Origin of the sequence: Pseudomonas sp. DVZ6, assembly GCF_024259445.1 — a bacterium.
Classification (GTDB): Bacteria; Pseudomonadota; Gammaproteobacteria; order Pseudomonadales; family Pseudomonadaceae; genus Aquipseudomonas; species Aquipseudomonas peradeniyensis.
Map to the genome: position 1 here is coordinate 116383 of NZ_JANCLM010000009.1, position 23352 is coordinate 139734.

At 65.2% G+C, this 23352-nt stretch carries 22 protein-coding genes; 15 read left to right on the top strand and 7 right to left on the bottom strand.

Annotated features, from left to right (window positions below):
• The first annotated feature begins 102 nt into the window (after positions 1-102).
• The gene (cytX, locus tag NMG10_RS07565) at positions 103-1386 is read left to right on the top strand and encodes a putative hydroxymethylpyrimidine transporter CytX (protein ID WP_254464096.1); all 1284 of its coding nucleotides are present in this window, start codon (positions 103-105) and stop codon (positions 1384-1386) included.
• Here cytX and NMG10_RS07570 read toward each other — a convergent pair.
• Entirely contained in the window at positions 1355-2101 is a 747-nt protein-coding gene (locus NMG10_RS07570) for an RsiV family protein (protein WP_254464097.1), read from the bottom strand. The two genes, cytX and NMG10_RS07570, sit on opposite strands and share 32 nt — an antisense overlap.
• A gap of 185 nt (positions 2102-2286) precedes the next feature.
• Between NMG10_RS07570 and NMG10_RS07575 the strand changes: the two genes are divergently transcribed.
• The 9 genes from NMG10_RS07575 to NMG10_RS07615 all read left to right on the top strand — a co-directional run bounded on the left by NMG10_RS07575 (position 2287) and on the right by NMG10_RS07615 (position 11635).
• The gene (locus NMG10_RS07575) at positions 2287-2904 is read left to right on the top strand and encodes an NUDIX domain-containing protein (protein ID WP_232856312.1); all 618 of its coding nucleotides are present in this window, start codon (positions 2287-2289) and stop codon (positions 2902-2904) included.
• On the top strand, positions 2895-3347 hold the full coding sequence (locus NMG10_RS07580; protein ID WP_023630808.1) for a DUF1249 domain-containing protein: 453 nt from the start codon (positions 2895-2897) through the stop codon (positions 3345-3347). Before NMG10_RS07575 ends, NMG10_RS07580 begins: the two co-directional genes overlap by 10 nt.
• Positions 3348-3432: 85 nt before the next feature.
• Positions 3433-4236, top strand: a complete 804-nt coding sequence (gene cpdA / locus NMG10_RS07585; protein ID WP_254464098.1) for a 3',5'-cyclic-AMP phosphodiesterase — start codon at positions 3433-3435, stop codon at positions 4234-4236.
• 199 nt (positions 4237-4435) lie between these two features.
• Entirely contained in the window at positions 4436-5044 is a 609-nt protein-coding gene (locus NMG10_RS07590; RefSeq protein ID WP_232856314.1) for a YqiA/YcfP family alpha/beta fold hydrolase, read from the top strand.
• A 33-nt stretch (positions 5045-5077) separates the two neighbouring features.
• Complete coding sequence (gene parE, locus NMG10_RS07595; RefSeq protein WP_203648202.1) at positions 5078-6982, top strand: DNA topoisomerase IV subunit B; 1905 nt, start codon at positions 5078-5080, stop codon at positions 6980-6982.
• Complete coding sequence (locus tag NMG10_RS07600) at positions 6979-7965, top strand: esterase-like activity of phytase family protein (protein ID WP_232856316.1); 987 nt, start codon at positions 6979-6981, stop codon at positions 7963-7965. Before parE ends, NMG10_RS07600 begins: the two co-directional genes overlap by 4 nt.
• A complete protein-coding gene (locus NMG10_RS07605) occupies positions 7962-8480 on the top strand; it encodes a TIGR02281 family clan AA aspartic protease (protein WP_203648201.1) in 519 nt (172 codons plus the stop codon). The genes NMG10_RS07600 and NMG10_RS07605 overlap by 4 nt, the downstream gene beginning before the upstream one ends.
• 10 nt (positions 8481-8490) lie before the next feature.
• Entirely contained in the window at positions 8491-10749 is a 2259-nt protein-coding gene (gene parC / locus NMG10_RS07610; protein WP_232856318.1) for a DNA topoisomerase IV subunit A, read from the top strand.
• A gap of 175 nt (positions 10750-10924) precedes the next feature.
• Positions 10925-11635 carry a membrane integrity-associated transporter subunit PqiC gene (locus NMG10_RS07615; protein ID WP_203648199.1) on the top strand — a complete coding sequence of 237 codons (711 nt, stop codon included), beginning with the start codon at positions 10925-10927 and terminating at the stop codon, positions 11633-11635.
• A gap of 189 nt (positions 11636-11824) precedes the next feature.
• On the opposite strand, the gene NMG10_RS07620 is transcribed toward NMG10_RS07615, so the two are convergent.
• Positions 11825-13276: a histidine kinase gene (locus NMG10_RS07620; RefSeq protein WP_203648198.1), complete on the bottom strand. Its 1452-nt coding sequence runs from the start codon at positions 13274-13276 to the stop codon at positions 11825-11827.
• A 136-nt stretch (positions 13277-13412) separates the two neighbouring features.
• Here NMG10_RS07620 and serB point away from each other — a divergent pair, with 136 nt between their 5' ends.
• Positions 13413-14627 (top strand): phosphoserine phosphatase SerB, encoded by a 1215-nt coding sequence (gene serB / locus NMG10_RS07625; RefSeq protein WP_203648197.1) that lies wholly within the window; start codon positions 13413-13415, stop codon positions 14625-14627.
• A gap of 167 nt (positions 14628-14794) precedes the next feature.
• On the opposite strand, the gene asd is transcribed toward serB, so the two are convergent.
• The 3 genes from asd to NMG10_RS07640 are packed head-to-tail and all read right to left on the bottom strand — an operon-like array spanning position 14795 to position 18057.
• Positions 14795-15658, bottom strand: coding sequence for an archaetidylserine decarboxylase (asd, locus tag NMG10_RS07630; protein ID WP_232856319.1), 864 nt, complete (start codon positions 15656-15658; stop codon positions 14795-14797).
• Positions 15659-15667: 9 nt separating this feature from the next.
• On the bottom strand, positions 15668-16477 hold the full coding sequence (locus NMG10_RS07635; protein ID WP_203648195.1) for a rhodanese-like domain-containing protein: 810 nt from the start codon (positions 16475-16477) through the stop codon (positions 15668-15670).
• A gap of 44 nt (positions 16478-16521) precedes the next feature.
• Entirely contained in the window at positions 16522-18057 is a 1536-nt protein-coding gene (locus NMG10_RS07640) for an HDOD domain-containing protein (RefSeq protein WP_254464099.1), read from the bottom strand.
• Positions 18058-18187: 130 nt separating this feature from the next.
• On the opposite strand from NMG10_RS07640, the gene motA reads away from it, so the two are divergent.
• Together motA and motB are read left to right on the top strand one after the other, a co-directional pair.
• Complete coding sequence (motA, locus tag NMG10_RS07645) at positions 18188-19039, top strand: flagellar motor stator protein MotA (protein ID WP_023630652.1); 852 nt, start codon at positions 18188-18190, stop codon at positions 19037-19039.
• 3 nt (positions 19040-19042) lie between these two features.
• Positions 19043-20059 (top strand): flagellar motor protein MotB, encoded by a 1017-nt coding sequence (motB, locus tag NMG10_RS07650; protein ID WP_254464100.1) that lies wholly within the window; start codon positions 19043-19045, stop codon positions 20057-20059.
• Between the two features lie 129 nt (positions 20060-20188).
• Here the strand turns inward: motB and NMG10_RS07655 are convergent, their stop codons facing one another.
• Both NMG10_RS07655 and rsgA read right to left on the bottom strand, forming a co-directional pair.
• Positions 20189-20668, bottom strand: coding sequence for a molecular chaperone Tir (locus NMG10_RS07655; RefSeq protein ID WP_254464101.1), 480 nt, complete (start codon positions 20666-20668; stop codon positions 20189-20191).
• 146 nt (positions 20669-20814) lie between these two features.
• Entirely contained in the window at positions 20815-21846 is a 1032-nt protein-coding gene (gene rsgA, locus NMG10_RS07660) for a small ribosomal subunit biogenesis GTPase RsgA (RefSeq protein ID WP_186733389.1), read from the bottom strand.
• A 109-nt stretch (positions 21847-21955) separates the two neighbouring features.
• Here rsgA and orn point away from each other — a divergent pair, with 109 nt between their 5' ends.
• Complete coding sequence (orn, locus tag NMG10_RS07665) at positions 21956-22498, top strand: oligoribonuclease (RefSeq protein ID WP_203648190.1); 543 nt, start codon at positions 21956-21958, stop codon at positions 22496-22498.
• A gap of 92 nt (positions 22499-22590) precedes the next feature.
• Complete coding sequence (locus NMG10_RS07670; RefSeq protein WP_023630647.1) at positions 22591-23202, top strand: trimeric intracellular cation channel family protein; 612 nt, start codon at positions 22591-22593, stop codon at positions 23200-23202.
• Positions 23203-23352 lie beyond the last annotated feature (150 nt).

The window sequence follows — 23352 nt, forward strand, 5'->3', positions numbered from 1 at the left end:
TCCTACAGGGACCGCGCAGGCCTCTGTAGGAGCGGCCTTGTGCCGCGAAACGAGGACGTAGTCCTCGCCAGTAACAACTCCAATATTCCGGCGAGCCCCTCCATGACAACCCCCAGCCACTTCTCCCCCGACCACCCGGTCCCCACCCATCACCGCCAGTTCGGTGCCCGCGACCTGTTCTCGCTGTGGTTCTCCCTCGGCATCGGCCTGATGGTGCTGCAGGTCGGCGCCCTTTTGGCGCCGGGCCTGGGTCTGGCCGGCTCGATCCTGGCAATCGCCCTCGGCACGGCGGTGGGGGTGCTGCTGCTGGCCGCGGCGGGGGTGATCGGCAGCGACACCGGCCTTTCGGCCATGGCCACCCTGCGCCTGACGCTGGGTAGCCATGGCGCGCGCCTGCCGGCCTTGCTCAACCTGCTGCAACTGGTGGGCTGGGGCTCGTTCGAGATCATCGTCATGCGCGACGCCGCCAGCCTGCTGGGCACCCGCGCCTTCGGCGAGGGCAGTGGCTGGAGCAGCCCGTTGCTGTGGACCCTGTGCTTCGGCGCCCTGGCCACCCTGCTGGCGGTCAGCGGGCCGCTGGCGTTCGTGCGCAAGGTCCTGCGCAAGTGGGGTATCTGGCTGTTGCTCGGTGTTTGTATCTGGCTGACCTGGAACCTGTTCGCCAAGGCCGACCTGGCCGCTCTGTGGCAGCGCCCGGGGGATGGTTCGCTGTCCCTGGCCCTGGGCTTTGACATCGTCATCGCCATGCCGCTGTCGTGGCTGCCGCTGATCGCCGACTATTCACGCTTCGGCCAGCGGGCCAGTCGGGTATTCGGCGGTACGGCACTGGGCTTTTTCATCGGCAACGCCTGGCTGATGAGCCTGGGCGTGGCCTACACCCTGGCGTTCGCCCCAAGCGGTGAAGTGAATGCGCTGCTGCTGGCGCTGGCCGGCGCCGGGTTGGGGATTCCGCTGCTGCTGATCCTGCTGGACGAATCGGAGAACGCCTTTGCCGATATCCACTCGGCAGCGGTCTCCACCGGGCTGCTGGTCAAGCTCAAGGTCGAGCACCTGGCCTTGGCTATCGGCGTGCTGTGCACGCTGATCGCCCTGCTGGCGCCGCTGGCCCAGTACCAGAACTTCCTGCTGCTGATCGGCTCGGTGTTCGCGCCGCTGTTCGGCGTGGTGCTGGTGGATCACTTCGTGGTCCGTCGCCGTCGCCTGCCGGCGCTGGTCGAGGGCTTGCACTGGCAGGCGCTGCTGGCCTGGGCGGTGGGGGTGGCGGCCTATCACCTGATGGCTAACGCGGCGCCGGAGGTGGGAGCGACCCTGCCGGCACTGCTGCTGGCAGGGGGGCTGCATCTGCTGCTATCGCTCAGCCGCGGCCGGGAAACAGCTCGGGCCTGATCACGCCGTTGAGGCGCGGGTAGGGGATCTTCAGCTCGACGTGGCCCATGGAATAGGGCGCTATGGCGTAGACCTCGTACTTGATTACCACCGCGCCATAGGTCAGGGCGATGTGCGGCGACTGCTTGAACGGCCAGGTCTTGACGAACTCGGCGTCCTTGTCCATGCCGGTGCTGATCAGCCAGGCGCGGTGGGACTCCTCGGCGGTCTTCCAGAAGGTCGCTTCCTGGCCGGGCACGAGCATGTCGTCCAGGGTCAGCACCTTGTCCAGCTTGCGCGAGTAGTTGATGAAGCCGCGTCCGGGCATGCCATGGGCGCCGCCGCTGTCCAGGTAGCTGGACAGCTCGACGATCACCAGCCCGTCATGCTGCTCGCGTACCTTGGCCTGCAGGTAGCTGCTGTTGCGCTTGTCGGAGCGGGCCAGGTACTGCTGTTCATAGGCTTGCAGCGAGGCCGGCGGGGTGCCGCGCTGGTTGTCCTCGGTCAGCATCAGCAGGCGCTTCTCGACGATGGCGTCGAGCTTGGGCAGGGCGGGGAAGTGCACCACGTCGATGTTGACCAGCGGGCAGTCGCTCTCGCTGCAGCCGGGCTTGACGTGTTCCCAGGCCTCGCGCTTGACCTCGAGCGGGGCGCGGTAATTGGGCGTGAACAGGCTCTGGCAGGCGCCGAGCGCCAATGCCAGGACGGCCACGGAAGTCAGTTTGACAAGCGTCATGTTGCCTCTTTCACAACGGTGATGATCGGCCTTTGACCGCCTGCGCGGCCTTCAGTTCGCCACTAAGCTAACAGAGAGCGGCGCGCCTGTCCCGGCTGCCCGAACGGTCGCCGGAAAGGGATGAAACCGGGCGGCGCGCAGAGTAGGATTGCGCGATGCGGTAAACGAGGTATCAAGGAGTTTGCATGACGGACACGTCAAATACTGTGCCCACCCAGGTCGAAATCACCCGGCGTGAGCATCTGTTCAAGGGCTTCTACAAGCTCGACAAGCTGCACCTGCGCCACGAATTGTTCGCCGGCGGCATGAGCCGCGAGTTCACCCGCGAGCTGTTCGTGCGTCATGACGCCGTCTGTGTGCTGCCCTACGATCCGCAGCGCGATGAAGTGGTGCTGATAGAGCAGTTTCGCGTGGGGGCCATGGGCAAGGTCGGCAACCCCTGGCTGATCGAGATGGTCGCCGGGTTGATCGACAAGGATGAGCAGCCGGAGGAGGTTGCCCATCGCGAAGCCCAGGAAGAGGCCGGCCTGACCTTTTCCGCACTGTGGCCGATGACGCGCTATTTCCCCTCGCCTGGCGGCAGCGACGAGTACGTCCACCTGTTCCTGGGCCGTTGCATCAGCGAGGGCGCCGGTGGCCTGCATGGCCTGGAAGAAGAGAGCGAGGATATCCGCGTGCGCGTGTGGGCGTTCGAGGATGCCCTGCAGGCGGTGCGTGACGGGCGTATCTGCAACGCCGCCACGATCATCGGCCTGCAATGGCTGGCGCTCAACCGTGACGAAGTCCGAGGTATGTGGAAGTGAACCTGCTGCGTGAGCGCTATCGGGTCGACCTGGTCGGGCTGCAGTCGGCCTGCGAGGCCAACTATGCCCGTCTGATGCGCCTGCTGCCGGACATGCGCACCACGCAGAGCTCGCGCCGTATCGGCATGACCCAGGGCGACCAGATGCTCGGCGTGCTGGTGCTCGAAGTGCTGCTCGCCTGTCCCTACACCACCACCCTCAAGGTGCGCCAGGAGCACAGCCTGCCCTGGTTGCCGGTGCCCGAGCTGGAGGTGCAGGTCTACCATGACGCACGCATGGCCGAGGTGGTCAGCGCCGAACATGCCCGCCGCCTGCGCAGCATCTACCCGTACCCCAACACGGCGATGCACCAGCCGGACGAGAAGGCTCAGCTCAACCTGTTCCTCGGTGAATGGCTGAGCCATTGCCTGGCCTGTGGCCACGAACTGGAAGCGGTGCGCTGAAATGTGATGCGCGTCGGTTTCGAGTACTTGCTCGAAACCGATCCGCCGCCATAATCGGTGCTGAATCCGCTCGAGGAGACGGCCGTTGCCGCAACCACACTCACTTTCGTCACCCATCCATGTGGTGCAACTGACCGACGCCCACCTGTTCGCCGATCCGGCGGGCACCTTGCTGGGCCTGAATACCCGTGACAGCCTTGAGCATGTGATCGACCAGGTGCGCCGCGAGCAGCCGCGCATCGACCTGCTGCTGTGCACGGGCGATCTGTCGCAGGATGCCAGCGTCGCCTCCTACCAGGTATTTAGCGAGTTGACCTCGAAGTTGGGAGCGCCAGCACGCTGGCTGCCGGGCAATCATGACGAGGCCCAGGTGATGCAGTCCGTGGCGCCGGAACTGGTGCAGGCGGTGACGGACATTGGCCAATGGCGCATCGTCATGCTCGATTCGGCAGTGGTGGGTGCCACCTTCGGTTTGTTGGCTGACGACCAGCTGGCGGTGCTTGACCAGGCGCTGGACGGGGCAGGCGAACGCCATTGCCTGGTGTGCTGCCACCATCAGCCGGTGGATATCGGTTGTGCGTGGATTGCACCGATCGGGTTGCGCAATGCCGATGAGTTGTTGAAGCGCTTGCGCAGTTATCCACAGGTAAAGGCGCTGCTATGGGGGCATATCCATCAGGAATGGGATGAGGTGCGCGACGACATCCGTTGCCTCGCCACGCCTTCGACCTGCATCCAGTTCGCGCCGCGCAGCGAGGATTTCAAGGTGAGCGAAGAGCAGCCGGGCTATCGCTGGTTGGAGCTGCATGCCGACGGGCGGTTGGAGACCGGGGTGGAGCGGGCGTGCGATTTCGAGGTGAAGCTGGATTTCGACAGCCCGGGTTACTGAATCAGGGGACCGCTTTGCGGTCCTTTCGCGGCACAAGGCCGCTCCTACAGGGTACGCGTCTCCCTGTAGGAGCGGCCTTGTGCCGCGAAAGGGGCGCAAAGCGCCCCCAGCTGTTTGAAGAATTTGTTGCGAAAATCCCCACGCTGCGCCAATGCCCTTCGAACACGCTACACTGCGCGTCTTTGCGTCCGGGGGCAGCATGTCGGGTTCCATCCTCTATATCCATGGCTTCAACAGCTCGCCGCTGTCGAAGAAGGCGTGCCAGCTCGAGGCGCTGATGCAGCGGCTCGGGCTATCCGACCAGCTGCGCGTCCCGGCCCTGCACCACCACCCGCGCCAGGCCATTGCCCAGCTGGAGGCCGCCATCGCCGAGCTCGGCGCCCCCTTGCTGGTCGGCAGCTCCCTCGGCGGCTACTATGCCACTCACCTTGCCGAGCGCTACGGCCTCAAAGCCCTGCTGGTCAACCCGGCGGTCGGCCCGCACCGCCTGTTCGACGGCTACCTGGGCACCCAGCGCAACCTCTATACCGATGAGGCCTGGGAGCTGACCCACGACCACGTGGACGCCCTGGCCGAACTGGAAGTGCCGCCGCCGCAGGACGCCGCCCGCTATCAAGTGTGGTTGCAGACCGCCGATGAAACACTGGACTATCGCCACGCCGAGCGCTATTACCGCGCCTGTGCCCTGCGTATCCAGGCTGGCGGCGACCACAGCTACCAGGGCTTCGCCGAGCAGCTCCCGGCCCTGCTGGCCTTCGCCGGCATTGCCCGCGGGCAGTATGCGGCGCTGGATTTTTCTGTATTTTGACTTTTGCATTCACCAGACTGACGACGAGAACCCATGGCCAATCCCAGCGCTAGCGCCTATAACGCAGACGCCATCGAAGTCCTCTCGGGCCTTGATCCGGTCCGCAAGCGGCCGGGCATGTACACCGACACCAGCCGGCCCAACCACCTGGCCCAGGAAGTCATCGACAACAGCGTCGACGAAGCCCTGGCAGGCCACGCCCGCTCGGTACAGGTGATCCTGCATGCCGACCACTCGCTGGAGGTCAGCGACGATGGCCGCGGCATGCCGGTGGACATCCACCCCGAAGAGGGCGTTTCCGGCGTCGAGCTGATCCTCACCAAGCTGCACGCCGGCGGCAAGTTCTCCAACAAGAACTACCAGTTCTCCGGCGGCCTGCACGGCGTCGGCATCTCGGTGGTCAACGCCCTGTCGAGCCAGGTGCGGGTACGCGTCAAGCGCGACGGCAACGAATACCAGATGACCTTCGCCGACGGCTTCAAGGCCAGCGAGCTGGAAGTGGTCGGCACCGTCGGCAAGCGCAACACCGGCACCAGCGTGTACTTCACCCCCGATCCGAAGTACTTCGACTCGCCGAAATTCTCCATCAGCCGCCTCAAGCACGTGCTCAAGGCCAAGGCCGTGCTGTGCCCGGGGCTGTCCATCAGCTTCGAGGACAAGGGCACCGGCGAGAAGGTCGAATGGCACTACGAGGACGGCCTGCGTTCCTACCTGGTCGACTCGGTCAGCGAGTACCTGCGCCTGCCCGACGAGCCGTTCTGCGCCAGCCTGGCCGGCAACAAGGAAGCCGTGGACTGGGCCCTGCTGTGGCTGCCCGAGGGCGGCGACAGCATCCAGGAGAGCTACGTCAACCTGATCCCCACCGCGCAAGGTGGCACCCACGTCAATGGCTTGCGCCAGGGCCTGCTGGACGCCATGCGTGAATTCTGCGAGTTCCGCAACCTGTTGCCGCGCGGGGTCAAGCTGGCCCCCGAGGACGTCTGGGAACGCATCAGCTTCGTGCTGTCGATGAAGATGCAGGAGCCGCAGTTCTCCGGGCAGACCAAGGAGCGCCTATCGTCCCGTGAGGCGGCGGCGTTCGTCTCCGGCGTGGTCAAGGACGCTTTCAGCCTGTGGCTCAATGCCAATCCCGAGCTGGGCATGCAACTGGCCGAATTGGCCATTAGCAACGCCGGCCGTCGCCTGAAAGCAAGCAAGAAGGTCGAGCGCAAGCGCATCACCCAGGGCCCGGCGCTGCCCGGCAAGCTGGCCGACTGCGCAGGCCAGGATCCGATGCGCGCCGAGCTGTTCCTGGTCGAGGGTGATTCCGCCGGCGGTTCGGCCAAGCAGGCGCGGGACAAGGAATTCCAGGCGATCCTGCCGCTGCGAGGCAAGATCCTCAACACCTGGGAAGTCGATGGCGGCGAAGTCCTGGCCAGCCAGGAGGTGCACAACATCGCCGTGGCCATCGGCGTCGACCCGGGTGCCACCGACCTTTCGCAATTGCGCTACGGCAAGGTCTGCATCCTCGCCGACGCCGACTCCGACGGCCTGCACATCGCCACCCTGCTGTGCGCGCTGTTCGTCCAGCACTTCCGTCCGCTGGTCGAGGCCGGGCACGTCTACGTGGCCATGCCGCCGCTGTACCGCATCGACCTGGGCAAGGAGATCTACTACGCCCTGGACGAAGCCGAGCGCGACGGCATCCTCGACCGGCTGGTCGCCGAGAAGAAGCGCGGCAAGCCGCAGGTCACCCGATTCAAGGGCCTGGGCGAGATGAACCCGCCGCAGCTGCGTGAGACCACCATGGACCCGAACACCCGGCGCCTGGTCCAGCTCACCCTGGACGACGTGCAGGGCACCACCGAGATCATGGACATGCTGCTGGCCAAGAAGCGTGCGGGTGACCGCAAGAACTGGCTGGAAACCAAAGGTAACCTGGCCGAGGTCCTGGTTTGATTCGTCCGTTGCTCATGGCCTGCCTGGCGCTGTTCGCCCTGCAGGCCCAGGCCGGCGACTGGCCGCAGCTCAAGCTCAGCGGCGAGCACGTGGTCGATGGCATGCGCGGCGGCAACCTGTCGGGCCTGGCCTGGTGCCGGGGGGCGTTGTGGGCGGTGTCCGACCGCGATGACGACCGCATCTACCGCCTGGACCAGGACGGTGCGGCCTGGCAGGCCCAGCCGCTGACCTTCACCCCGCCGCCGGCCCCCGATACCGGGTTGCCCTGGGGGCTGAAATCGCGCAACTGGGCAGCGTCCTATATCCGTGGCGGCGCGCTGGATTTCGAAGGCATCACCTGCGACCAGGCCGGCAACCTGTTCATCGTCAGCGAGGCCCAGGCCGCGGTGCTGCAACTGCCCCTGGAAGGCGAGCCGGACTGGCTGAGAATCGACCAGGCCATGGTGCGTCAGGCGCGGGCCAGCGGCATGCTGCTGCATTTCAACGCACTGTTCGAAGGGCTGGCAATCAACCCGGCGGGCGACCGCCTGTGGCTGGCCGCCGAGCGTGAGCGGCGCGGCCTGCTCTCCGTGCAGCGCCAGCAGTCGGTATGGAACTGCGGGCGCGGCTGCGTGCTGCTCAGTGAGGCCGGCGTGGAAATGCAACCGCCGCAATTCCCCGAGGCACGCCCGGTTTCCCGCGACTTCGCCGACCTGGCCTGGTTCGAGGGCAAGCTGTTCACCCTCGAGCGCAACGCCTATCGCATTTGCCGGCGCGATGCCGACAGCGGCGCCGTGGAGCGCTGCTGGTCGTTCGCCGCCGATGCGCTGGTGGAATCGCGTCGTTATTCACAGCCCTATGGCCTGGCCGAGGCGCTGGTAATCGACAAGGACGGTGCCTGGATCGGCGTGGACAACAACGACCGCCCGCGGTCGGACGGTGAAACGCGGCCGGTCGTCTGGCGCTTCGGTGCGCCGGCCGGCGGCTGGAGCGCCAAGCCATGAGCCAGCCAGCGGGCAAGCGGGCGGGCAGGGTGCTGATGATCGTCGCCTGGGCGGCGGCGATGTTCCTGGCCACGCGCTTTTTCGGCCAATGGGAGGAGCGCCAGCAGAACCCCAACGCCGTGGTGCAGAGCGAGCAGGGCGACGGCTTCGTCGAAGTGCGCCTGCTGAGCAACGGCCAGGGCCATTTCGTCGCCGACGGCGCAATCAATGGCCGGGTGGTGCATTTCATGCTCGATACCGGCGCCACTGATGTGGCGATCCCCGAAGCGATGGCCCGCGAGCTGGACCTGGCCCGCGGCGCCCCGGTGCAACTGAGTACCGCCAATGGCCGCACCGAAGGCTACCGCACCCGGCTCGACAGCCTGCAACTGGGTGACATCCACCTGCGCGACGTGCGCGCGCTGGTGGTGCCCGGCCTGGATGGCCAGGCCGTGCTGCTGGGCATGAGCGCCCTGAAACAACTTGAATTTACCCAGCGCGGCGGCACCATGCTGCTGCGCCAGAACCTGAAATGACGAGGCCCGCATGAGCGACTCACTCGAACTCAGCCTTGAAGGCGTCGAACGCCGTTCCCTGGCTGACTTCACCGAACAGGCCTACCTCAACTACTCCATGTACGTGATCATGGACCGTGCCCTGCCGCACATCGGCGACGGCCTCAAGCCGGTGCAGCGTCGCATCGTCTATGCCATGAGCGAGCTGGGGCTCGACGCCGACTCCAAGCACAAGAAGTCGGCGCGTACCGTCGGCGACGTGCTCGGCAAGTTCCACCCCCACGGCGACTCGGCCTGCTACGAGGCCATGGTGCTGATGGCCCAGCCGTTCAGCTACCGCTATACCCTGGTCGACGGCCAGGGCAACTGGGGTGCGCCGGACGATCCGAAGTCGTTCGCCGCCATGCGTTACACCGAGGCGCGCCTGTCGCGCTATGCCGAAGTGCTGCTCAGCGAACTGGGCCAGGGCACCGTCGACTGGGTGCCGAACTTCGACGGTACCCTGCAGGAGCCGGCGGTGCTGCCGGCGCGCCTGCCGAACATCCTGCTCAACGGCACCACCGGCATTGCCGTGGGCATGGCCACCGACGTGCCGCCGCACAACCTGCGCGAAGTGGCCAGCGCCTGTGTGCGCCTGCTCGACGAGCCCAAGGCCACCCTCGAGCAGCTGTGCGAGCACATCCAGGGCCCGGACTACCCGACCGAGGCCGAGATCGTCACCCCGCGTGCCGATATCCTGAAGATGTACGAGAGTGGCAAGGGCTCGATCCGCATGCGCGCGGTGTACCGCATCGAGGATGGCGACATCGTCGTCACCGCGCTGCCGCACCAGGTCTCCGGGGCCAAGGTGCTGGAGCAGATCGCCGCGCAGATGCAGGCCAAGAAGCTGCCGATGGTCGCCGACCTGCGCGACGAGTCGGACCACGAGAACCCCTGCCGCATCGTCATCATCCCGCGTTCGAACCGCGTCGATGCCGCCGAACTGATGCAGCACCTGTTCGCCACCACTGATCTCGAGAGCACCTACCGGGTCAACGTCAATATCATCGGCCTCGACGGCCGTCCGCAGCTGAAGAACCTGCGCGCGCTGCTGCTGGAGTGGCTGGAGTACCGGATCGGTACCGTTCGTCGCCGCCTGCAGCACCGTCTGGACAAGGTCGAGAAGCGCCTGCACCTGTTGGAAGGCTTGCTCACCGCGTTCCTCAACCTGGATGAAGTGATCCACATCATCCGCACCGAGGAGCACCCCAAGCAGGCCCTGATCGCCCGTTTCGGCCTGACCGAGATCCAGGCCGACTACATCCTCGAGACCCGCCTGCGCCAGCTGGCCCGTCTGGAAGAGATGAAGATCCGTGGCGAGCAGGACGAGTTGCTCAAGGAACAGAAGCGCCTGACTACCCTGCTGGGCAGCGATGCCAAGCTGCGCAAGCTGGTGCGCAGCGAACTGCTCGAAGACGCCGAAACCTATGGCGACGACCGCCGCTCGCCGATCGTCGAGCGCGCCGAGGCCAAGGCTCTGTCGGAAAACGAGCTGATGCCGACCGAGCCGGTCACCGTGGTGCTGTCGGAGAAGGGCTGGGTGCGTTGCGCCAAGGGCCATGACATCGACGCCACGGGGCTTTCGTACAAGGCGGGGGACGGCTTCAAGGCTGCCGCTGCCGGACGCTCCAACCAATTCGCCGTGCTCATCGACTCCACCGGCCGCAGCTACTCACTGGCCGCCCACAGCCTGCCGTCGGCTCGTGGCCAGGGCGAGCCGCTGACCGGTCGCCTGACCCCACCACCAGGCGCCACCTTCGAGTGTGTGTTGTTGCCTGAAGATGACGCTCTGTACGTGGCGGCCTCCGACGCTGGCTACGGTTTCGTGGTCAAGGGTGAGGATCTGCAGGCCAAGAACAAGGCCGGCAAGGGCCTGCTCAGCCTGCCCAACGGCGCCAAGGTGATGACCCCGCGCCCGGTGGCCAACCGCGAGCAGGACTGGCTGGCCGCGGTGACCACCGAAGGCCGTTTGCTGGTGTTCAAGGTCGCCGACCTGCCGCAGCTGGGCAAGGGCAAGGGCAACAAGATCATCGGCGTGCCGGGCGACCGGGTAGCCAGCCGCGAGGAGTACGTGACCGACCTGGCGGTGATCAGCGAGGGCTCGACCCTTGTATTGCAGGCTGGCAAGCGTACCCTTTCCCTGAAGCCGGATGACCTCGAGCATTACAAGGGTGAGCGTGGTCGCCGTGGTAGCAAATTGCCACGTGGCTTCCAGCGCGTCGACGGGCTGATGGTGGAAACCCCGGCCTGAGTGGATGGGCCGTCTGCTGCGGCGCTTTCGGCGCCGCTTCAGGCGGAAATGCTGGAGTCTGGTGGCTATTTCGCGGATGATAGTGCCCGCGTGGCGCCGGCGTGGCCGAGTGCCAGGATGAATCTACATGAGTATCACTGCGGTCAGTCTGGTGACGGCCGCCTGGATGGGATGAATGAAATTTCCGCGCCTTCCATTTGCGCTGCTGATGACTGGTTTGCTGGGCCTGAGCGGATGCAGCATGCATCAGCCGGTTGCCCTGTATCAGCTCGACAGTGGTGAACCCGGCCAGCCGACCCAGGCGGCGGGCATGGCGGTGGTGCTCGGCCCGGTATCGGTGGCCGACTACCTGCAACGCGAGACCTTTCTCCAGCGTCAGGCCGACGGCAGCCTGACAGCGGCCACCGATGGCCGCTGGGCCGGTAGCCTTTCGTCGGATATCGACCAGTTGCTGGTGCGCCAGCTGGCCTGGCGCCTGGACAGCCAGCGCGTGGTGCTGGCGCCGGCAAGCGCCGGCTTCACGCCGGACGTGCAGGTGCTGCTGTCGATCACCCGCCTGGATTCGGGCAAGAACCAGCCGGCGATCCTGGATGCCCAGTGGCGCGTGCTGGACCGCCGGGGCCAGGTGCGTGACAACCGCATCGTCCACCTCGAGCAGCCCCATGCGGGCACCGAGTCGGCGCAGGTCCAGGCCCAGGGGCAATTGCTGCAGAAGCTGGCCGAACAGCTGAGCAGCGCAGTCAAGCCACTGGCCAACCAGCCGGCCATCGCCGAGGAGACGCCCCGCAAGCAGGCGGCCCCGGTGCAGGTGAAGAAAGAGCCGGAGAAGCCGAAGATCCCGATGGCTTCGCCGATTCGTACCGATATGGAAGTGTTCCGCTTCTGATATCCGCAGACACAAAAAAGCCCGCAGCGATGCGGGCTTTTTTGTGCACGATGACCTGTAGGAGCGGCCTAGTGCCGCGAAAGGGCCGCAGAGCGGCCCCGACAATCTTCGCATCAACACTGAGATCCTGGGGCTGCTACGCAGCCCTTTCGCGGCACGAGGCCGCTCCTACAGGGATCGCGAGAACTCTCAGGCGCGGCGCTCGTGCATCCGTGCCAGCTGGCGTTCCAGCATCGACGGGTAAGGCTCCATCAGGCGCTCGACGCAGCAGGCGCCCTCGGGGCTTGCGATCGGCCTAATACGCGCACGCTGGCGCACCAGGGCGTCATCGCTGATGCGGCGTTCCACCAGCAGCAGGTTGCGGCTGTGCTGCGACAGGGCCAGGGCATCCTGGGCCTGCTCGGTCATCAACAGATCGACCTGATCCATGCCTTGCAGGTCGTCGGCCAGTACCAGGCCCAGTTGCAGTTGCAGGGTGATGCCGCTGTCAGCCACCTCGATCTGCAGGGCATGGCCCAGGGCGCGCAGCAGCTCGCCACAGCAGATGGCGTTGGTCAGGTAGTCCTCGCCGCAATCGCGGCTGTGGAACAACAGCAGGGTGCTGCCGTCATTCAGGGTGTGGACTTCCCCTTCGTACAGCGAAGCGGCCTGCTCCAGGCAGTCGCGGTAGCGTTCGAGCAATTCGGTCAGGCGGGTGCGTGGCAGGCGGCGCAGTTGCTCCTGGGAGCCCAGCTGCACGGCCAGCACGGCACTGAACTGCGGCTCGTCGGACTCGACGATGACAGGCTTGGCCGGGGCGCTTTGCTCATCCATCAGATCGGCGAAGGCGTCGTCGTCCTCGTCGTGATCGACAGTCTGTACCGCCGCTTTCGCCCGTGGAGCGACCTTGGCAGCTGGCGCGTCGTCGAAATCGTCTTCCTCGTCTTCTTCCTCAGGCTCCGGTGGCGGTGGCGGGGCGAGGCGGGCGTGCAGCTGGCGCGCCAGGTCGCCAATCTCGTCCTGGCGGTCGGTGCCCGGCGTGTAGGGGTGCGGGTCGCGCAACCAGACGCGCAGCTGCAGCAGCGGGGTCGAGATGAAGCGGCCCAGGCGCAGGCTGAGGGTCAGGGCCAGGGCCAGCAGGATCGCGGCGAGGATGCCCATGCTCTGCAGGCTGATCAGCATCGGCTGCTGGAACTGGCTCATGTCCAGGCTGATGCGCAACTGGCCGGCCGTGACGTCCTGGAAGGTGATCTTGGTCTGGTAGACCCCTTCGGTTTCGCCCAGCAGGCTGTTGCGCGGGCGCTGGCCGGCCTCGGCGAGGATGCGGTTGTCCACGCTATAGATGGCCGCATGGGCCACCAGCGGGTTCTTCACCAGGTTGCCCAGCAGCACGTTGAGGCTGAGGATGTCGTTGGACACCAGCAGCTCGGTGGCCGAGGTGGCTGTCTGGGTGGTCAGGCTCTGGCCGACGGCATCGGCCTGCTCGTGCATGGCCTGCTTGAACTGCAGGCCCATCACGCAGGCGTAGATCACCAGGGCCAGGGCCACCAGGAAGATGTTATGGCTGGCAATGCGCAGGGCCAGTGGAATTCGGCGCTGGCTCAGGGCTCGGTAGATCATCAGGAAGAAGTTGTCGGGTTTTACGGGCGTGGGCCGGTTCACAGAGCTCGGCTCTTTATGGCGAGAAAGTTGCTGCGCAGTATAGCGATACGTGTTTTGTCGGCAAAGTATCGTTGGCGCCCGATGGTCATGGAAAATCGGTAGAATGCGCATTTTTCATCGAGTTGGAGCCCCGGTCTTGCGCGAAATCGTCCTGATCAACATCACTGGTGAAGACCGTCCAGGTCTCACTGCGGCCATCACCGGCGTCCTGCTCCAGGGCGGTGTGAACATTCTCGACATAGGCCTGGCGGTCATGCACGGCACATTGTCGTTCGGCATCCTGGTCGACATCCCCGACAACGAAGTGGCCACCGCGCTGCTGCAGAGCGTGCAGTCCAAGGCTCACGAACTGGACCTGCAGGCCCGCTACACCCCCATTTCCGAGGCCGACTACCAGCACTGGGCCGACAGCCAGGGCGAGGCGCGCCATATCGTTACCCTGCTCAGCCGCCGGGTGACCCCGCAGCAGTTGCAGCGGGTCAGCGCGATCATCAGCCAGTATGGCCTGACCATCGAGCGCATCGAGCGGCTGTCCGCCCGCGTGGCGCTGGATGCCCCGACCGACAAGGGCAAGTCCGCGCTGGAAATCTCCGTGCGCGGCGAGGCCAGCGATGCCCAGGCCCTGCGCGCCGATTTCTTTGCGTTGTCCGAAGAACTCAACGTCGACATCGCCTTCCAGCGCGATGACCTGTTCCGTCGCAACCGCCGCCTGGCGGTGTTCGACATGGACTCGACCCTGATCGAGGCCGAGGTGATTGACGAGTTGGCAAAGGCCGCTGGCGTCGGCGAGCAGGTGGCGGCGATCACCGAGCGCGCCATGCGTGGCGAGCTGGATTTTCGCGCCAGCTTCAAGGAGCGCATGGCGCTGCTCAAGGGCCTGGACGTGGGTGTGCTCGACCAGATCGGCGCCTCGCTGCGCCTGACCGAGGGTGCCGAGCACCTGTTCGCCGAGCTCAAGCGCCTGGGCTACAAGACCGCCATCCTCTCTGGCGGCTTTACCTACTTTGCCAAGCAGGTGCAGGCGCGCCTGGGCATCGACTACGTGTTCGCCAATGAACTGGAGGTGGTTGACGGCAAGGTGACCGGCGTTGCCGTCGAGCCGATCGTCGATGCCCAGCGCAAGGCCGAACTGCTGCAGCAGCTGGCCAGCGAGGAAGGCCTGCAGCTCGAGCAGACCATCGCTGTTGGCGATGGCGCCAACGACCTGCCGATGCTGTCCCTGGCCGGCCTGGGCGTGGCCTTCCGCGCCAAGCCGCTGGTGCGTCAGTCGGCCAAGCAGGCGATCTCGACCCTGGGGCTGGATGGCGTGCTGTACCTGCTGGGCGTGCGCGATCGCGAAGCGCGCGGTTGATCTTGAGCCGGGGCCGCGTTGCGGCCCTTTCGCGGCACAAGGCCGCTCCTACAGAGAGCCGCAATACCCTGTAGGAGCGGCCTTGTGCCGCGAAGGGCTGCAACGCAGCCCCAATAAAAAGGCCCTGCATGATTTGCATCATGCAGGGCCTTTTGCTTACAGGATGATCAAGCCTGGTTCGGCTGCGCCAGCAGCTCACCCATGCGCACTGCAGAACCCGCACCCAGACTCTCGGCCCACTTCACCTGCTCCGGCCCGAACAGCACGATGGCCGTGGAGCCCAGCTTGAACCTGCCCAGTTCGGCACCTTTTTCCAGATGGATCGGCGCACGGCTGGCTTCGTCGTAGCGGAAGGTCTTCAGCTCGCGCTTCGGCGGCGTGACCAGGCCGGCCCAGACGGTTTCGATCGAGGCGACGATCATCGCGCCGACCAGCACCACGGCCATCGGCCCGCGCTCGGTATCGAACAGGCAGACCACGCGCTCGTTGCGGGCGAACAGCTCTGGCACGTTTTCCGCGGTGGTCTGGTTGACCGAGAACAGCCGGCCCGGCACATAGACCATCTCGCGCAGGGTGCCGGCCAGCGGCATGTGCACGCGGTGGTAGTCCTTGGGCGACAGGTAGATGGTGGCGAATTCGCCGCCCATGAACGGTGCGGCCAGGGCCGGATCGCCGCCCAGCAGCTCCAGGGCGCTGTAGCCGTGGCCCTTGGCCTGGAAGATGCGCCCGTGCTCGATCGGGCCGAGCTGGCTGACGGCACCATCGGCTGGGCAGAGGATCGCGCCGGGGGTTTCGTCCAGCGGGCGGGCACCGGGCTTGAGGGCGCGGGTGAAGAAGGCGTTGAAGTGCTCGTAGGCGCTGAGGTCTTCGACCAGTGCCTCGGACATGTTCACCTGGTAGCGCTTGGCGAACCAGGCGGTGAAGGCGTTCTTGAACCAGCGCGCGCGGCACTCGGCGACGCAGCCGGCCAGCCGCGACAGCAGGTGGTGCGGCAGCAGGTACTGGCTGATGATGAACAGACGGGATTTCATGCAGGTTCCTTAGACTTCTACAGGCGTGTCCGGGTGGTTGCCCCATTCGCTCCACGAGCCGGCGTAGGCCTTGACGCGTGGATAGCCGAGGGACTTGGCCACCAGGTAGGTGAATCCGGAGCGGCGGTGGGTCTGGCAGTGAGTGATCACTTCCTTGTCCGGAGTGATGCCCCGTTCCTTCAGGGTTTTGGCAATGTCCTTGCGGATGCGCAGGTGATCGTTGAGATCCATGCCCTCGGTCCACTCGAGGTTGATCGCGCCGGGAATGTGCCCGCCCTTGGCGGCCAGTACCTTCTCGCCGCTGAATTCCTGTGGGCCACGGGCATCCCAGATGACCAGGTCATCAGCGCCCAGGCGACTTTGCAGGTATTCACGGGTGGCGGTCGGTTCGCCGTGCAATTGCAGGCGCACAGATGTACCGGCCGCTGCCGGCACCTCGGTGGTGAGCTTGTCGGCGGGCCAGGCCTGAATGCCACCGTTGAGATAGTGGTAGTGCTCATGGCCGATCACGTCGAGCAGCCAGATGAAGCGGCCGGCCCAGCCGCCACCTTCATCGTCGTAGACCACATAGACGGCGTCGTTGCGATGACCGAGCTCGCTGAACAGCCTTTCCAGGTCCGCCAGTGCCGGCACCAGCCCGGGGGCCGGGGGTTGGCCGAGCTGGGTGCGCTTGCCCTCGACGAAGCGGGCGCCGGGGATATGGCCGCTGACATAGCGGTTGGCGCTGCTCAGGTCGATCAGGATCAGCTCGGGCGAATCCAGGCGCGGCAGCAGATCCTCGGCTTCGATCACCAGGGGCAGGCCGGAAAAGTCAGTCATCCACGTTCTCCAGGGTGGAAAGAGGGGCGATTGTAGCGCAAGGGTCAGGCATTGCGGGTGGCAAACACGGCGAGGGCGCGTTCAACGCATTGCGCGGTCTTGCCGAACGCCTGCACGCTGACATCGGCCAGTGGCTTGCCGTCCTGGTCGGCCACCGCCAGCATCAGCACCTGGTCGCCCACCGCCAGCGAGCGCAGCAACAGGTGCTCGCCGCGAAAGAAGGCGCGTAGCGGTGCCGGCAGCAGGGCGCTGAACTGGCCATGGTTGTCGGGCGTCAGGCGCAGTTGGCCGGCTTTTGCCATCAACTTTTGCAACAATTTGTTCTGCGCGACGGGCAACGCCATGGCGGCGGCCTCTTGCGGCAGGCCGGCGGTCTGCTGCACGCGCAGATAGTCGGTGGCCTTGTCCAGGCTCAGCAGCATGATGCGCTGCATGCCACAGGCCAGCAGGGCGTCGCGGGCCTGGGTGGCCAGGTGCACGGCGTTGCTGAACGGGCTGGGCTGGGCCAGCAGTTCCTGGCACAGCGCACGCCAACGGCCGAGGTCCTCGGTGCTGGGCGGTGGCGGCGTGAGCATGTCCGGGTGCGGCCGGCGCTGGTGCCAGGGCCAGATCAGCGCCTCGGCCGGGTGGAAAAGCGCATGCCGGGCGTGATGGCGGGCACTGGCCGCAGCCTGTTGGTGGACCTGCTGCTGGACATCGTCCAGGGTGGTCTGCAGGTACAGCGCGGTGAGCAGCTGCCAGCGCAGCAGGTGCGGGTTGTCCCAGCCGACCTGGGCGGCCAGGGCCAGGCCGTTGGCCAGCAGCACGGTGTTAGGGGGCTGGTTGAACCAGCGGCGCAGGGCCGGTTCGTCGTCCAGGCGCTGCTGCTGGACCAGCGGGTCCTGCTCGCGGGCGATGTTCAGCACCTGGGCGAGCTGCTCGCGTTCTTCGAGCAGCAGGCGGTAGCCCTGGATGACCCATTCGGGCAGGCGCCAGTGTTCGGCCAGGCTTCGGCACAGCTGCATCAGGCGCACCCCGAACAGCTCCCGCTCGACCACGGCAGCATCCTCGCCCTTGTGAATCACCCGCAGTTCCCAGGTGTCGAGCAGCTTGGGGTAGGCCAGGGCCAGGGGCCACAGCGGCGAGAGGAACAGCAGGCTGCCCCAGTGGATCTCCTGCCACAGCCGTGCCAGGCGGCTGGCGAACAGGCCATTGGCCTGCTGGGTGGCATGCTGGCTGATCAGCAGGAACTGGCTCAGTACCGGTGGAATGTCGTCGCCGGGCACCGCTGGCAAGCGTGCCAGCAGTTGGCTGATACGGGCCAGGCCCAGGCGGTTGAGGGCAATTTCCAGACTTTCAGCTGGCTCGGCCTGGCTGGCATTGGCCGAATGGTTGGCCTCGCGCATCACGCACAGCACCAGCGCGGGGCTGTCCTGCATCAGTTCGGCTATGTCGCGCAGGGAGCGGCGACTGTCGTTGATGGCCTGCAGAACGCGGTCATGGCTCTCTTTCGGGACCGGCACGCGGACCCCGTCGAGCAGCTTTATCCAGCCCTCCAGGCTCGTCGGGACCTGAGTTGGCACCTTGGTTTCAATTGGCATATTGACATCAGTCCGAACTGGCTTTTCGCAATGAGTGGCTATAGTCTGGCGCAGTTCTGCCGATAAGTAGAAGAAGAGTTTTCAAGCTTCCGTTCCCTACCCTGACCACGACAGCAAGTGCTTCCAACTTATGGCTAAAATTATCGGCATCATCGTCGTATTCGCGAGCGTGCTCGGCGGCTACGTGCTTTCCCACGGCAAGATCGCGGCACTGATCCAGCCGTTCGAAGTGCTGATCATCGGCGGCGCGGCCTTTGGTGCGTTCCTCCAGGCCAACCCTGGTTACATGACCATGCATGTAATCAAGAAGTCGCTGAAGATGTTCGGCACCCGCTTCACCCACACCTTCTACCTCGAGGTGCTGGGCCTGGTGTACGAGATCCTCAACAAGAGCCGTCGTGAAGGCATGATGGCGATCGAGGGCGACATCGAGGACGCCGCGGCCAGCCCGATCTTCGCCAAGTATCCGGCCGTGCTGGGTGATGAGCGCATGACCGCGTTCATCTGCGATTACCTGCGGATCATGTCCACCGGCAACATGGCGCCCCATGAGCTCGAAGGCCTGTTCGACATGGAGCTGCTGAGCATGAAGGAGGAGCTGGAGCACCCGTCCCACGCGGTGACCGGCATCGCCGACGGCATGCCCGGCTTCGGTATCGTCGCGGCGGTACTGGGTATCGTGGTGACCATGGCCTCGCTGGGTGATGGCGACCAGAAGTCCATCGGCCTGCACGTGGGCGCGGCGCTGGTCGGTACCTTCTTCGGTATTCTCGCCGCCTACGGCTTCTTCGGCCCGCTGGCCAACGCCCTGCGCCACGATGCGAAAGAGGAACTGAACGTCTACGAGGCGATCAAGGCCTCGCTGGTGGCCTCGGCCTCCGGCATGCCGCCGTCGCTGGCGGTCGAGTTCGGTCGCAAGGTGCTGTACCCGGCGCACCGCCCGAGCTTTGCCGAGCTGGAACAAGCAGTACGCGGTCGCTAAGCCATGGAGAACAATCAGCCCATCATCGTCAAGCGCGTCAAGCGCTTTGGCGACGGCCATCACGGCGGCGCCTGGAAAATCGCCTTCGCCGACTTCGCCACGGCGATGATGGCGTTCTTCCTGGTGCTCTGGCTGCTGTCGACGGCCACGCCCGAGCAGAAGATCGCCATCGCCGGTTACTTCAAGGATCCGATTGGCTTCTCCGAGAGCGGCACGCCCTACATCATTGACCTGGGCGGCTCGCCGCAACTGGCGCCGGAAAAGACCATCAACCCGGAAACCAAGTCGGAGCCGACGCCTGACACCAGCATCCAGCTGGACAAGGACCAGGTCGAGACCATGGCCGAGCAGGTCGAGCGCGAGCGTCTCGAGCTGCTGCTGCAGGAGCTGCAGAACAAGGTCGAGGAAAACCCGCAGTTGCAGAAGTTCAAGGACCAGATCCTGTTCGAGATCACCCAGGACGGCCTGCGCATCCAGATCATGGACGCCGAGAACCGGCCGATGTTCGACCTCGGCAGCGCGCGGTTGCAGCCGTATTTCGAGGACATCCTGCTGGCCATGGCCGACACCATCAAGGCGGTGCCGAACAAGATCAGCATCAGTGGCCACACCGACGCCAAGCCGTATTCCGGCACCGGCGACTTCGGCAACTGGGAACTGTCGGCCAACCGCGCCAACGCCGCGCGTCGTGCCCTGGTTGCTGGCGGCTATCCGGATGAGCAGGTGGCGCGGGTGGTCGGCTATGCCTCGTCGTCGCTGTTCGACCGGGCCAATCCGTTCAACCCGGTAAACCGCCGCATCGATATCATCGTCCTGACCAAGAAGGCCCAGCGCGATATCGAGGGTGAGCAGGGTACGCCGGAGGCTGCTCCACCGGCCACTGCAACGCCGCCTGCGGACGCCGCACCTGGTGCCACCCCGGCACCGGGCGATGCGCCGATGCAGCCGCGTGAGCTGCGCCAGAAGCTGAACATCTTCGAGGATGGCGTGTTGAAGATGGACGAGGCCAAGGACCAGTAAATGAAGGGGCCGCATCGCGGCCCTTTTTCATTGCCAGCATCACGTTCAGCGTGGGAGCGGGCTTGCCCCGCGATGAGTCAAACGCAGGCAGTGCAAGACAGTTGCTCCCACAAGCCTGTCCGGCTGCATTCAGAAACCCCGCCGGATCTTGGCCTTGAGGTCTGCGTGGAAGAAATCCGCGTTGTCCCTGTCCGACAGGTTCCCGCGCCCGGTCATCGAGGCCATGGCGCGGCCAAAGGTCTGCTCGTCATGGTAGGCCCGCACGAACAGCTCGATATGCTCCCGCTCGCGCATTGCCGGCCACCTGCCAAGGCACTCCGGCAGCTCGCCGGTACCTGCGTGATAGAAACTCACCCGGCGATTGGCCATGGCTGCAGCGCCCAGCAACCAGGCCGTCCACCAGTCGTCGACGGTGTGCTCGGACAGCACGCCGATCCAGTGGGTGGCATCGGCCATGTGCTGGCAGAAGCCGCCATGCAGGTCGTCCAGGGTTTGCCCTTCACTGTCGAAGGGCACCAGTTGGGTGGGAATGCCTTCGAGCAGCAGGCGTTCATTGAGGATGAAGGCATCGAGCCGTTCATCCCGGCGGTAACTGATGAATACCGGCATCCTTGTTGCCCTCCCTGATCAATACCGACGACAAGTCATGACGATCAGGGAAAGCAGGGGTAGGGACAATAGGTGACCGCGAAACCGGAGCGGTCCTACCTAGCGCGGTAATATTTCCTACAGTCTAGGTAGGCAAACCTGCCCAATCAGTAGGTGTCTTCCGGCAGGCTGGCGATGATCGAGCGGTAGCTGTTCATCCGCTGCTGGGTGACGCTGCCGTCCTCCAACGCCTTGAGCAGGGCACAACCGGGCTCGCGATCATGCTTGCAGTCGCGAAAGCGACAGTGGCCGATCAGTTCGCGGAATTCGATGAAACCATCCTCCACGTCGTCGCGGCTGACGTGCATCAGGCCGAACTCGCGGATGCCCGGCGAGTCGATCAGGTCACCGCCGTTGGGGAAGTGGTACAGCCGTGCCGTGGTGGTGGTATGGGTACCCTGGCCGGACCACTCCGACAGGTCGCCAACGCGCGTGTCGGCGGCGGGCAGCAGGCTGTTGACCAGCGAGGACTTGCCCACACCGGATTGACCGACGAACACGCTGATATGGCCGTCGAGGGTCTCCTGCAGGCGCTGCATGCCATCGCCGTGGTGGGCCGAGACCTCCAGCAGCGGATAGCCCAGGCCACGGTAGACCTCGAGCATCGCGTGGAGGGTCGGACCGTTCTCGTCATTGATCAAATCGGCCTTGTTCAGCAGCAGCAGCGGGCGGATGCCGGCATGCTCGGCGGCCACCAGGTAGCGGTCGATCAGGTTGGGGTGCGGCTCGGGCGCCGGGGCGAAGACGATGACGATCAGGTCGACGTTGGCCGCTACCGGCTTGAGCTGGCCGTGGTTGTTCGGTCGGCACAGCTCGGTGCTGCGCGGCATCTGCGCGACGATCACGCCGATCCCCTGGTTGCCGGCGCGCCAGACCACGCGGTCGCCGGTGACCAACGCCGGCAGGTTGGCCCGCAGGTGGCAGCGGAAGACCTGGCCGGCGGCCTCGCCGTCCTGGGCCTCGACCTCGACCTGCACGCCGAAGTGGGCGATCACCAGGCCAAGCTGCTCAGGCCCCAGGTCGCCACCTTCCAGCTCCTGCAGCACGTGCTGCTCGCGTTTGGCGGCGCGGGCGGCGCGCTCGCCCTGGATCTTTTCGATGCGCCAGTTCTGGCGGCGGTTGAGCTGGCGTTTGGCCATGATGGTTCCGTGTCGGCGGGGCAGAAAGAAAACGGCGGGCAGTTTAGCACGGCGTGCCCACGAGCCGCCCTGCTAGGCTAATATGACGGGCTATTCGAGGAGCCTTTTCATGCAGAACCCACAGAACCTGATCTGGATCGATCTGGAGATGACCGGCCTGGATCCGGACAACGACGTCATCATCGAGATGGCCACCATCGTCACCGACAGCGAGCTGAACACCCTGGCCGAAGGCCCGGTGATCGCCATTCATCACAGCGATGAGGTGCTGGCGCGCATGGACGAGTGGAACACCCGCACCCACGGCGCCTCGGGCCTGACCCAGCGTGTGCGCGAGAGCAAGGTGAGCATGGCGCAGGCCGAGGCGCAGACCATAGCTTTCCTCGAGCAGTGGGTGCCGAAGGGCAAGTCGCCGATCTGTGGCAACAGCATCTGCCAGGACCGCCGTTTTCTCTATCGCCACATGCGTGAACTGGAAAACTACTTCCACTATCGCAACCTCGATGTCTCCACGCTCAAGGAGCTGGCCGCACGCTGGGCGCCGGATGTGCGCGACAGCTTCAAGAAGGGCAGCACCCACCTGGCGCTGGATGACATCCGCGAGTCGATCGGTGAGCTGCGCCACTATCGCGAGCACTTCATCAAGGTCTGACCTTGCCGTGCGCCGACGATCGTCGGCGCGCCCCCTTTTGGTGCCCCGCGCGACTGGGTAGACTGCGCGCCTTTCCCGCACGGACCTGCACCATGTTGCTGATGCTCTACCTCATCGCCATCACCGCCGAAGCCATGACTGGCGCCCTGTCCGCCGGCCGTCGCGGCATGGACTGGTTCGGCGTGGTGCTGATCGCCTGCGTTACCGCGCTCGGTGGCGGCTCGGTGCGCGACGTGCTGCTCGGGCATTACCCGCTGACCTGGGTGAAGCATCCGGAGTACCTGGTGCTGACCAGTTTCGCGGCGCTGCTGACCATCTTCATCGCGCCCTTGATGCGCCACCTGCGGTCGCTGTTCCTGGTGCTCGACGCCCTGGGGCTTGTGGCGTTCACCCTGATTGGTTGCATGACTGCTCTGGAAATGGGGCAGGGGTTCCTGGTCGCTTCGATCAGCGGGGTAATCACCGGGGTGTTTGGTGGCATCCTGCGGGATATCTTCTGCAACGATATTCCGTTGGTGTTTCGGCGTGAGCTGTATGCCAGTGTTTCGTTTGCGGCGGCCTGGTTCTACCTGGGGTGTGTTTACTTCAAAGTTCCGGCGGAACAGGCCATGTTGTTGACACTGTTTGGTGGTTTTCTGGTGCGGTTGTTGGCGATTCGGTTTCATTGGGAGATGCCGAAGTTTCATTACAACGATCAACAGTAAATTAGCGCTGGGCTTTGAGGGGTTCGGTTATCCCTGTGGGAGTCGGCTGGTCGCCGGGAGCTTATAACTTAACTACACTGCCAGTGGTCCAATAGTTGGTTCATGTCTGTTGATCTTGATCTTGATCTTGATCGGCTTCTAAGTGCGCGA